Source organism: Leifsonia sp. NPDC058230 (genome assembly GCF_042882245.1).
GTDB lineage: Bacteria > Actinomycetota > Actinomycetes > Actinomycetales > Microbacteriaceae > Leifsonia.
This window is the reverse complement of the sequence record NZ_JBHVWM010000001.1, coordinates 969855-981128: the sequence shown is the minus strand read 5'-3', so window position 1 is coordinate 981128 and position 11274 is coordinate 969855. Positions and strand designations below refer to the sequence as shown.

The window sequence follows — 11274 nt, the reverse complement described above, 5'->3', positions numbered from 1 at the left end:
CCCCCCGCCCCCCGCCCCGCCCCCCGCCCCCCCCCCCCCCCCCCCCCCCGCGACTGTGCGCAGTGGGCGCGGGCGAAGCAGCACGGGCATGCACTAGATTCATCGACAACGTCAGCACACGGCAGATCCACGAGGAGACACCATGGCCCAGAAAGTGATCTACCAGTTGGTCGACGACCTCGACCAGAGCCCCCTCGGCGATGGCGACGGCGAGACCGTCAGCTTCGGGCTCGACGGCGTGGAATACGAGATCGACCTCTCCGCCGCGCACGCGAAGGACCTCCGGGATGCGCTCGAGCCGTTCGTCTCCGCGGGCCGGCCCCGATCCCGCCGCTCGACCACCACCACGCCACGCCGCGCGACGCCGGTCAAGCGAGACCTCGAATCCGTGCGTGCCTGGGCGAACGAGAACGGCTTCACGGTGTCCAGCCGTGGACGCATCCCCGCCGCCGTGTCCGAGGCGTACCACGCCGCGAACAAGTAACCGCGGCGCCGCTCAGTCGTCGAGCAGCGCGGTCTCGGTCTGCTCCCGGTAGAGCCGGGAGTAGACGCCGCCGAGCTCGAGCAGCTCGCGGTGGCTCCCCCGCTCGACCACCTCGCCGTGGTCGATCACGAAGATCACGTCGGCGCCGACGATCGTCGACAGGCGGTGCGCGATCGCGATCGTCGTGCGTCCTCGAGACGCCGTGTCGAGCGCAGCCTGCACGACCCGCTCCGAGATCGAGTCGAGGGCGCTCGTCGCCTCGTCGAGGATCAGCACTTCCGGGTCTTTGAGCAGCACGCGCGCGATCGCGATGCGTTGCTTCTCCCCGCCCGAGAGCCGGTACCCGCGCTCGCCGACGATGGTGTCGTAGCCATCCGGGAAGCCGGCGATCGTGTCATGGATGTTCGCGGCGCGCGTCGCCGCCTCGACGTCAGCCTGCGACGCATCCGGCTTCGCGTAGCGGAGGTTCTCGCCGATGGTCGCGTGAAAGAGGTAGGTCTCCTGGCTCACCACTCCGATGTGCGACACCAGGGACTCCTGCTGCAGGTCGCGCAGGTCGGTGTCGCCGAACACGATCCGCCCGCTCGTCGCGTCGTAGAAGCGAGGGATGAGGTACGACACCGTCGTCTTGCCTGCCCCAGACGGCCCGACGAAGGCCGCGAACTCGCCGGGCTCGATCACGAACGAGACATCGTCGAGCGTGTTGCGCTCGCCGGCCCGCGCATCCGGATACCGGAAGACCACGTGATCGAACTCGATGCGGCCGAGGTCACGGCTCGGGTCGACGGGCACCGCTTCGGGCGCGTCTGCGATGGCGGGCTTGAGGTCGAGGTACTCGAAGATGCGAGCGAACAGGGCACCCGAGGTCTGCAGGTCGAGCGCCACGCGCATGAGGCCGAGCAGCGGGAACAGCAACCGCGCCTGAACGGTGGTGAAGGCGACGATCGTGCCGGCCGTGATGTCCGTCGCTCCGCCGAGCACGAGCCATCCGGAGACCAGGTACACGATCGCCGGGATCGACGACAGGAAGATGTTGACCATCGCGAAGAACCACTGGCCGCTCATCGACTGCGACACCTGCAGCCGGATCTGGTTCTGGTTCTCATCGGCGTAGCGCCCGACCTCGGTCGCCTGACGGTTGAAACTCTTCGACAGCAGGATGCCGGACACACTCAGCGTCTCCTGCGTGATCGCCGTCATATCGGACAGCGACTCCTGCGTCTTGGTCGCGATGCGCGCGCGCACCTGACCCACCCGCCGCTGAGCGATCACCAGGATCGGCATCAGCACGACGGCCACGACCGTCAGCTGCCAGTTGAGCAGCAGCATCGCCACGAACGCGGCGATCACCGTGACGGTGTTGCCCAGGATGCTCGACATCGTGTTCGTGAGCACGTTCGCCACGCCACCGACATCGTTCTGCAGCCGTGACTGGATGATGCCCGTCTTGGTCTTGGTGAAGAAGCTCAGCTCCATCGACTGCAAGTGCGAGAACAGCCGCACGCGCAGTGCGCCCATCACCTTGTTGCCGACGGATGCGGTCAGGTAGGTCTGCCACACGCCGAGCAGGGCGGACCCCACGTACACGACGATCATCAGCACGACGATCTCGATCAGCACCGGCATGTTCGGTGTTCCCGACGGGGGGAACAGTCCGTCGTCGAAAGCCCGCTGCGTGAGCAGCGGCGGAACAACCGACAGCGCCGCGCCGATCAGCACCAGCACCATCGTCATGACGATCGCCGTCTTGTGCGGAGCGAACAGCTCCCCGATGCGACGCAGAAGATGCGGGATCTTCGGCGCTGTGGCGTTCAGCGCCTTCTGCGCCGCCGCGTCGCCACCGCTCACGCGGCCGCGCCCGCCGCCTCCGCCGCCAGCTCCGCGCATCCCGCTCATGAGTTCAGGGTAACCCCGCCTTCCGACGCCGCAGACCAGCCCATCCTGAGACCCAACCGTGATGCAAGCGCTTGACGTAAACGCTTGCACAAGTCGCAATGCCCAGGTACGTTGGCGGCGGGCGCAACAGCGCGCCTGCACCAAGAAGCTCAACGAGGAGTGAAATGAAAGCAGCACGTCTCTCCGTGATAGCCGGAGTCGCTGTCGTCGGCCTCGCTTTGGCGGGATGTACCGGCGGAGGATCGGGTGGTGGTGCGAGCGGAGACGCCGGCGCCAACATGACCAGCCGAGGCCCGATCACCTACGTTCAGGGCAAGGACAACTCCAATGTCGTCCGTCCGCTGATCGACAAGTGGAACTCGGCCCACCCCGACGAGAAGGTCACCTTCAAGGAGCAGTCCGACCAGGCCGACCAGCAGCACGACGACCTCGTGCAGCACTTCCAGGCCAAAGACGCCAACTACGACGTGGTCGACGTCGACGTCGTCTGGACCGGCGAGTTCGCCGCCAAGGGCTGGTTGCAGCCGCTGACCGGCGACTTCAAGATGGACAACTCGAAACTGCTCGCACCGACGGTCAAGTCGGGCACGTACAACGGCACGCAGTACGCGGCGCCGCAGACATCCGACGGCGGCATCCTGTACTACCGCAAGGACCTGGTCCCGACACCTCCGGCAACCTGGGATGAGATGCTCAAGGACTGCGACATCGCCAAGGCCAACAGCATCAACTGCTACGCCGGACAGTTCGCCAAGTATGAGGGCCTGACGGTGAACGTGGCCGAGGCCATCAACACCGACGGCGGCACCATCGTCGGCGACGACGGCAAGACGGTCACGGTCGACAGCCCCGAGGCCGCAAAGGGCCTGACCCGACTGGCTGACGGCTTCAAGGACGGGACCATCCCCGCCGAGGCCATCACCTACCAGGAGGAGCAGGGCCGCCAGTCGTTCGAGGCAGGCAAGCTCTTGTTCCTGCGCAACTGGCCGTACGTGTACAACCTCGCCAAGACAGACGGAGACTCGAAGGTCAAGGACACCTTCGGCGTCGCCCCGCTGCCCGGCGTCTCCGGACCCGGCGTCTCCAGCCTGGGTGGTCACAACGCCGCGATCAGCGTCTACTCGAAGAACAAGGCGACCGCCTTCGACTTCGTGAAGTTCCTGCAGACCGAAGAGACCCAGCGCTTCTTCGTGACGCAGGGATCGCTGGCTCCGGTCGTCGCCTCGCTCTACGATGACGCCGACCTGAACACGCAGCTGCCCTACCTGTCGACCCTGAAGACGTCGATCGAGAACGCGGTTCCGCGTCCCGTGTCGCCGTTCTACCCGGCCATCACGAAGGCCGTCCAGGACAACTCGTACGCCGCACTCAAGGGCGACAAGTCGGTTGAGGACGCGCTGAAGGACATGGCTGCAGCCATCAAGACGGCGAGCGCCGGCTAACCATAGATACGGCAACCGGGCGGCGGGATCCATCCCGCCGCCCGGTCCCCCTCTACCCGAGACAGAACTTCCCGGAGGCCTCACATGTCAGCGTCGAACGTCGTCGCCCCACCCGGAACCCGCAACCCCAAGTCGCCCGAGAAACGCGCCGGGGTCAAGAAGAACCGCCAGCAAGAGGGCCGCTGGGCCTTCTACCTCATCATCCCGACCATCATCCTTCTGGCCATCGTCATCGGCTACCCAGTGGTCAGCGCGATCATCATGTCCTTCCAGAAGGATGCCGGACTCGATCCCGCGACCGGCCTGTTCGTACAGGGCGGATTCGCGGGCTTCCAGAACTACGCGCACTGGTTGTTCCAGCAGTGCTCCGGGCCGAACGGCGAGACGATCTCATGTCCGCCCGGCAACCTGGGGTCCCAGTTCTGGAACGCCGTCTTCGTCACGTTCTTCTTCACCGTGACGACGGTCGTGTTCGAGACCCTGCTCGGCCTGTGGTTCGCGCTCATCATGAACCGCGCGTTCCGCGGACGCGGCCTCGTCCGGGCCGCCATCCTGGTGCCGTGGGCCATCCCCACCGCCGTCACCGCGAAGCTCTGGTTCTTCATCTTCTCGGTCGCAGGGGTCGCCAACGCCGTGCTGGGTGCGCACATCCTGTGGACCAGCGACGAATGGGCATCCCGGTTCGCCGTGATCATCGCCGACACCTGGAAGACGACGCCGTTCATGGCGCTGCTCATTCTGGCCGGCCTGCAGATCATCCCCGAGGAGGTGTACGAGGCCGCCAAGGTCGACGGCGCCACCACCTGGCAGCGTTTCTGGCGGGTCACCCTGCCCCTCCTGAAACCGGCCCTTCTCGTAGCAGTGCTGTTCCGCGTGCTCGACGCGCTGCGCATCTACGACCTCCCGCAGATCCTCACCGGCGGAGGTGGTGGCACCGGTAATGCCACGACCACGCTCTCGATCCTGGTGGTCGATCAGATCAGGCAAGGCTTCAACAGCGCCTCCGCCCTGTCGACGATCACTTTCATCATCATCTTCCTCGTCGCTCTGATCTTCGTCCGGTTCCTCGGAACGAATGTGGCGCAAACGCAGGAAGCACAGCAGAAGGGAGCGAAGAAATGACCGCCGTAGCCGGCCCGGCGTCCGCGACAGCGGAGGCCGAAACCCTCCCCCGCCCGAAGACGAAGACCAAGGCCAAGAGCCGCAACCGCAACCAGGGCATCCGCACCGGGGTCAGCGCTATTGTGATCGTTCTCTGGTGTCTCCTCCCGTTCTACTGGATGGTTGTCACATCGTTCCGTGACGTCGGGTACACCTTCGAGACGACGCCGGCGCCCACGCACTTCACCTGGGACAACTACATCACCGCGTTTTCGACCCAGCTGGGCAACCATCTCGGTCAGGCCCTGCTGAACTCGCTGTTCATCGGTGCCTGCGTCACGATCATCGCCCTGGCCGTCGGCACGTTCGCCTCATACGCGCTCGCCCGGCTCGACTTCAAGTTCAAGGCCATCGTGCTCGGCATCATCCTCGGAGCCTCGATGTTCCCGGGCGTCGCCCTCATCACCCCGCTGTTCCAGCTGTTCACGAACATCGGGTGGATGGGCACGTACCAGGCGCTGATCATCCCGGAGATCTCGTTCGTGCTGCCGCTCGCGGTGTACACGCTCACGTCGTTCTTCCGGGAGATGCCGTGGGACCTCGAAGAGGCGGCCCGCATCGACGGCTGCACCCGTGCGCAGGCCTTCCGAAGGATCATCCTTCCCCTGGCGGCGCCCGCCGTGTTCACGACAGCCATCCTGGCGTTCATCTCGTCGTGGAACGAGTATCTGATCTCGAGCCAGCTGTCGAGCGACGCGACGCAGCCGGTCACCGTGGCCATCGCCTCCTTCGCCGGCAGCCAGCCGCACCAGGAGCCGTACACCGCGGTCATGGCAGCGGGCACGATCGTCACGGTTCCGCTGGTGATCCTGGTGCTGATCTTCCAACGCCGGATCGTCGCCGGGCTGACCGCCGGCGGCGTGAAGGGCTGACGCGATGCGCTGGAACGATTCGCTGGAACTGGTCGACGTCGGGATCGGCATCGTCGGGTTCTTCGCGTTCGCCTTCCTGATCGTGACGATCGTGGTGGAGTTCACGGGCGCCGACGCCCTGGGCTGGGCGTTGACGTTGCTGGCGCTGGTACTCATCCTCGTCGTCCTCTGGCAGGCGCGGCGCCGCATCGTGGCGTCGCGTCGGCCGGTGGAGGAGACGGAGCACACCGCGCACCTGCCGAACAAGAGTTCCTGAGCAGGGAGCGACCAGATGGCAGGGATCGACGAGGTCGCGCGCGCGACGGGCGTCTCCACAGCTACGGTCTCCCGGGCCCTCCGGGGGCTGCCGAACGTCTCCGACACGACCCGTGCCGCGGTGCGGAGGGCGGCCGACGAGCTGGGTTACGTGGCTTCGTCGAGCGCATCGGGCCTGGCGAGCGGACGCACTCTCGCAATGGGCGTCGTCGTGCCGTCGGTGAGTCGCTGGTTCTACACCAGCGTGCTGGAGGGCGTCGACGCCGCGCTCCGAGCGGCCAGCTACGACATGATCCTGTTCAACCTGGGCGGGCATCGCGGTGACCGCGAACGGGTCTTCCACCGCAGCATCCTTCGGAAGAGAACGGATGCGCTGCTCGCGCTCTGCCTGGACTTCACCGCTGACGAACGCCATCAGCTCGCATCCCTCGGCCACCCGACCATCGTCGTCGGCGGGCCGGTGAAGGGTCTCCGCAGCGTGGGGATCGACGAGAAGCACACGGCCAGCGCGGCGACGGAGCACCTGATCCAGCTGGGCCACCGGGACATCGCCCACATCGGCGGTGAGGACGAGGAGGGCCTCAACCGGCAGGTGCCGATCGGCCGCCTCCACGGTTTTCAGCAGGCGATGCGCTCTGCGGGCCTGACGGTGCGTCCCGAGTGGGTTCTGCCGGGCCGGTTCTCCCTTCCCGACAGCCGCGCCTCGATGAACGCACTGCTCGATCGGCCCGGGCCGCGCCCCACCGCGGTGTTCGCCGGCTCGGACGAGATGGCGATCGGCGCCATTCTCGCCGCCCACGACCACGGACTCTCCGTTCCGCACGATCTCTCGGTGATCGGCATCGACAACCACGACTTCGCGGAGTCGTTCGGACTGACCACGATGGCGCAGAACCCGTTCGAGCAGGGGGCCGCCGCCACCCAGATCCTGCTCGACGAGCTCGCGGGCGCCGAGCCACGCACCCGCTCCGTGCGCTCCCCCGTCACCCTCATCACGCGCACCTCCACCGCCCCACCCGCCTGACCCCAACAGCCGAGTACGCGGATTCTCTGCGTACTCGACAGTTTTCGGGCGACTTCTCGCGTACTCGCGAGGTAGTTCGTGCGGACTCGGGGGCGGCGCCGCGGTCAGGAAGCGTCGGCGAGGGTGAGGGCCTGGGCCTCCTCGACGGGCGACTCCTCGACGCCGTCGACGCGCTTCAGGTGCTTGTGGCCGATGAGCAGGAGCGCGACGGCGATGAGAACCGCGATCGCTCCCCCGAAGAACGGCGTGGCCGGCGAGATGGTGGAGGCGAGCAGGGTCGCGGCAGGCGGGGCGATCGCTCCGCCGAGGAACCGCACGCCCGAGTATGCGCTCGACGCCACCGTGCGGGGCAGGTCCGTCGACTCCATCACGCACTCCGTGAGCACCGTGTTCAGGATGCCGAGCAGCAGTCCGCCCACGATGACGCAGACGATCAGGCCGACGACGGATGCGATGAAGAGTGCGGCCGCCGCGAGGTCGATGGCGAGCAACGGCATGACGATCCAGAGCACACGGGTGCGCGGCATCCGGTTGGTCAGCAGTGGAGCACCCCACACCGAGGTGATCGCGAGCGCGACGCCCCAGCCGAAGAAGATGAACCCGAGGCTGATGGCCGAGTCGATGCCCAGCGGCACCAGTGCGAACGGCGTGTAGGCCAGCAGCACGAAGAAGCCGATGTTGTAGAAGAGCGCGGCGGCGGCGAGGAAGCCGAGGGCCGGCCTCGCGAGCGCCTTGAACGGCGCGCTCAGGGAGGTGGGGGTCGGCTTCTCGGGGTTCTTCTTGAGCAGGAGGACGATCGCGATGAACCCGATGGCCATCAGCACCGCCGTACCGAAGAACGGCCCGCGCCAGCTCCAGCTTCCAAGCAGACCACCGAGCAGCGGCCCGATCGCGATGCCGAGGCCGAGCGCCGCCTCGTAGAGGATGATCGCCGACGACGTTCCGCCGGATGCCGCTCCGACGATGGTCGCCAGCGCGGTCGAGATGAAGAGCGCGTTTCCGAGCCCCCAGCCGGCGCGGAACCCGATGATGGCTTCGACGTTGGGCGACAGCCCCGCAGCGAGCGCGAACACGACGATCAGAGCGAGCCCGATCAGCAGCGTCTTCTTCGCGCCGATCCGGCTCGAGATCCAGCTCGTGAAGAACATCGCTGCGCCCGTGATGAGCAGGTAACTCGTGAAGAGCATCTCCGTCTCGGTCGGTGTCGCCTTCAGGCTGGCCGCGATGGCCGGCAGGATCGGGTCGACCAGGCCGATGCCCATGAAGGCGATGACGGACGCGAATGCGACCGCCCAGACGGCGGTCGGCTGTTTCAGGATGCTCGTGGGCTTGTCGTGGGACATGAAGGGTTCAGGGCTCCGATCGTCGGTGTGACGGCGTAGTGGTCGAGGTGGTGGCACGGGAAGGTGCCGTGCGGGATGGGTTGTGCAGCGGGTCAGTGCGAGCCGGTGACGGCCTGGGACGTCGCCGTCGAGAGGTCGACGCGCGACCCGATGATCTCCACGGTGCGGCGCAGTGCAGCGACCTCTTCTTCGCTGAGGTCGGCGAACATCGGCACGAGAGCGCTGGTCAGCTCGTCGCGCCAGTCTTGCAGGGCCGTGGCCCCCTTGGGCGTGATCGCGATCTGCCAGGCGCGGGCGTCGTCGGTGTCGGCGATCCGTTTCACCCATTCGGAGTCGACCAGGTTGCGCACGATCTTCGTCATCGTCGGCTGGGACACCCGGCTGTTCGCGGCGAGCTCCCCCAGGCGCATCGCGCCGCCGGTCTGCAACACACTGAGCGTGCGCCAGGTCGCCGGGGATTCGGTGTTGCCGGTCACCCGGGCGGCGAGCCGGGCTAGTCGGTGGCTGGCGACGACGAGGTCGCCGAGTGTCTGGTGGAGTTCGCTGAGGTCGGGTCGAGACATGTCACCAGTATATATAGCTTGTCTATATAAATCAAGCGTGCAATGAAACTGCCAGCACGTACGCCTGAGCCGACTTCTCCGGCGCAACGGGCTCACGCACGGTCCGCGCGAACTCCGCGAGCCCGGCGCCCTCGAGCAACTCCCGGATGCGCTCCGGCGACTGCCGCCGCGTGTGGAGGTCGATCTCGTGGCCGTACGCGCGCTGCAGATGCACGACCTCGTCGCCGACCTGGAAGGCGAGCAACAACCAGCCGCCCGGCCGCAGCACGCGGGCGAACTCCGCGAAGATCCCCGCCTGCCGCTCGGGTGGCGTGTGGATGATCGAGTACCAGGCCACCACTCCGGCGAGTGACGCATCCGGGATGTCCAAAGACGCCATCGTTCCCACGTCGAACCTGAGCTCCGGATGCGCGGCCCGGGCCACACCGACCATCCCGGGCGACAGGTCCACGCCGAACACGTCGAGCCCGAGGTCCGCGAGGTACGCGGTCACCCGGCCGGGACCACAGCCGAGATCGGCGACCTCGCCGCCGCCGGACGCGACCACATACTCGGCGAACGCACCGAGCACCGCACGGTCGATCGGCTTCTGCGCCAGTTCGTCCCGCAGCAGCTCCTCGTAGTCGGCCGCGACCGTGTCGTAGGCGTTGCGAGTGGCGGCGACATCGAGCGGTTCGGACATGACTCCGAGTGTAAAGAGAGAGCCCCCGGCCGTTCCAGGGCCGGGGGCTTTCGAAGGGATGGAGGCTACCGCAGGATCGGCCCGTGCTGGGCCGAACTGCGGTACAGATCCGGCGGGTGCGCTGTGCGCGCCCGCACCTCCCCCGTGAGGACGGCGACAGCGAGCTGCCGCCAGTACACGGCATAGCCGCGCAACTTGTCGGTGTTCATCGTGGTTCTTTCTCGGATGTGCGTCCTTGCACACCTTCCGCCCGCAGGCGGGCGCGATCGGACGCTGGGTGAGCCGCCACCGGTTGGTGGCGGCCGGCCCGGGCATCCGCGCTGCCTGACCCTGTGGTTCGGCCCAGACGGGCTTAAAACACAGAGGGCGTCGTTCCCGTTGCGGGGAACGACGCCCTCGCAACGCGGATACTCGGTATGAAGGAGTCCGCGTCGCGACGTGCGTCAGGCGTGTCAGCCTGCGGTAGAAAGAGCCCCGATGGGGCGCAGACTACTTAAGGGTGACGGTGGCGCCAGCTTCTTCGAGCTGAGCCTTCGCCTTGTCAGCGGCTTCCTTGGTGGCGCCTTCGAGCACGGTGCTCGGGGCGCCGTCAACGAGTGCCTTCGCCTCACCGAGGCCGAGGCTGGTGAGGGCGCGCACCTCCTTGATGACCTGGATCTTCTTCTCGCCGGCCGCCTCGAGGACGACGTCGAACGCCGTCTTCTCTTCGACCTCTTCGGCGGGGGCAGCAGCGCCGGCGCCGGCCGCAGCAACGGCGACGGGGGCGGCGGCGGTGACCTCGAAGGTCTCCTCGAACTTCTTCACGAACTCGCTCAGTTCGATGAGCGTGAGCTCCTTGAACGCGTCGAGCAGCTCGTCAGTCGACAGCTTTGCCATGATTTTCTCCTTAGATTTTTTCGTGTACTCAACCGCTTGGTAGGCATCCCGGGGGATGGACTACGCAGCGGACTCCTGCTTCTCACGCAGCGCGTCGACCGTGCGAACGGCCTGCGACAGCGGTGCGTTGAACAGATATGCGGCTCCGAACAGCGAGGCCTTGAAGGCGCCGGCGAGCTTCGCCAGCAGAACTTCACGAGACTCGAGGTCGGCGAGCTTGCCTACCTCTGCTGCGGTCAGCGGGTTACCGTCGAAGTAACCGCCCTTGACCACCAGGAGAGGGTTTGCCTTGGTGAAGTCACGCAGCGACTTCGCGACGGCGACAGGGTCTCCGTGCACGAAGGCGATCGCGGACGGCCCAACGAGCTCCTCGTCGAACGACGAGATGCCGGCGTTGTTGGCCGCGATCTTGGTCAGCGTGTTCTTCACCACGGCGTACGTCGCGTGCTCACTGATCGATGTGCGCAGCTGCTTGAGCTGAGCGACAGTGAGACCGCGGTACTCGGTCAGCAGAACGGCGGTCGAGCTCTTGAAGAGATCCTCAAGCTCGGCAACCGCGGCTTCCTTGTTCGCCATGGCCTACTCCTCTGATTTTGCGTCGCACACCGCGGGAGCGATGTGCGCCTCGACCGCGGGCAAAGAAAAAAGCTCCGGCGCAAGGGCACGGAGCTGGCGG

At 66.7% G+C, this 11274-nt stretch carries 13 protein-coding genes; 6 read left to right on the top strand and 7 right to left on the bottom strand.

Annotated elements, in window-relative coordinates:
- Positions 1–142 precede the first annotated feature (142 nt).
- On the top strand, positions 143–484 hold the full coding sequence (locus tag ACFVV0_RS04965; RefSeq protein WP_387059041.1) for an Lsr2 family protein: 342 nt from the start codon (positions 143–145) through the stop codon (positions 482–484).
- 12 nt (positions 485–496) lie between these two features.
- Here the strand turns inward: ACFVV0_RS04965 and ACFVV0_RS04960 are convergent, their stop codons facing one another.
- Entirely contained in the window at positions 497–2380 is a 1884-nt protein-coding gene (locus tag ACFVV0_RS04960; protein ID WP_387059038.1) for an ABC transporter ATP-binding protein, read from the bottom strand.
- A gap of 164 nt (positions 2381–2544) precedes the next feature.
- Between ACFVV0_RS04960 and ACFVV0_RS04955 the strand changes: the two genes are divergently transcribed.
- The 5 genes from ACFVV0_RS04955 (at position 2545) to ACFVV0_RS04935 (ending at position 7134) form a co-directional block, all read left to right on the top strand.
- Positions 2545–3822, top strand: coding sequence for an ABC transporter substrate-binding protein (locus tag ACFVV0_RS04955; protein ID WP_387059036.1), 1278 nt, complete (start codon positions 2545–2547; stop codon positions 3820–3822).
- An 84-nt stretch (positions 3823–3906) separates the two neighbouring features.
- On the top strand, positions 3907–4944 hold the full coding sequence (locus tag ACFVV0_RS04950; RefSeq protein ID WP_387059033.1) for a carbohydrate ABC transporter permease: 1038 nt from the start codon (positions 3907–3909) through the stop codon (positions 4942–4944).
- On the top strand, positions 4941–5855 hold the full coding sequence (locus ACFVV0_RS04945; RefSeq protein ID WP_387059030.1) for a carbohydrate ABC transporter permease: 915 nt from the start codon (positions 4941–4943) through the stop codon (positions 5853–5855). Before ACFVV0_RS04950 ends, ACFVV0_RS04945 begins: the two co-directional genes overlap by 4 nt.
- Positions 5856–5859: 4 nt before the next feature.
- A complete protein-coding gene (locus ACFVV0_RS04940) occupies positions 5860–6111 on the top strand; it encodes a hypothetical protein (RefSeq protein ID WP_387059027.1) in 252 nt (83 codons plus the stop codon).
- A 15-nt stretch (positions 6112–6126) separates the two neighbouring features.
- Positions 6127–7134, top strand: coding sequence for a LacI family DNA-binding transcriptional regulator (locus tag ACFVV0_RS04935; RefSeq protein WP_387059024.1), 1008 nt, complete (start codon positions 6127–6129; stop codon positions 7132–7134).
- 104 nt (positions 7135–7238) lie between these two features.
- Here the strand turns inward: ACFVV0_RS04935 and ACFVV0_RS04930 are convergent, their stop codons facing one another.
- The 6 genes from ACFVV0_RS04930 to rplJ all read right to left on the bottom strand — a co-directional run bounded on the left by ACFVV0_RS04930 (position 7239) and on the right by rplJ (position 11174).
- Positions 7239–8477 carry an MFS transporter gene (locus ACFVV0_RS04930; RefSeq protein ID WP_387059020.1) on the bottom strand — a complete coding sequence of 413 codons (1239 nt, stop codon included), beginning with the start codon at positions 8475–8477 and terminating at the stop codon, positions 7239–7241.
- Between the two features lie 92 nt (positions 8478–8569).
- Positions 8570–9040 carry a MarR family winged helix-turn-helix transcriptional regulator gene (locus ACFVV0_RS04925; RefSeq protein ID WP_387059017.1) on the bottom strand — a complete coding sequence of 157 codons (471 nt, stop codon included), beginning with the start codon at positions 9038–9040 and terminating at the stop codon, positions 8570–8572.
- A gap of 31 nt (positions 9041–9071) precedes the next feature.
- Positions 9072–9722, bottom strand: a complete 651-nt coding sequence (locus ACFVV0_RS04920) for a class I SAM-dependent DNA methyltransferase (protein WP_387059015.1) — start codon at positions 9720–9722, stop codon at positions 9072–9074.
- 65 nt (positions 9723–9787) lie between these two features.
- Positions 9788–9931 (bottom strand): hypothetical protein, encoded by a 144-nt coding sequence (locus ACFVV0_RS04915; protein WP_387059012.1) that lies wholly within the window; start codon positions 9929–9931, stop codon positions 9788–9790.
- Positions 9932–10211: 280 nt separating this feature from the next.
- Positions 10212–10598, bottom strand: coding sequence for a 50S ribosomal protein L7/L12 (gene rplL, locus ACFVV0_RS04910; RefSeq protein WP_387059009.1), 387 nt, complete (start codon positions 10596–10598; stop codon positions 10212–10214).
- Positions 10599–10658: 60 nt separating this feature from the next.
- Positions 10659–11174: a 50S ribosomal protein L10 gene (gene rplJ / locus ACFVV0_RS04905; RefSeq protein WP_387059006.1), complete on the bottom strand. Its 516-nt coding sequence runs from the start codon at positions 11172–11174 to the stop codon at positions 10659–10661.
- Positions 11175–11274: the final 100 nt, after the last annotated feature.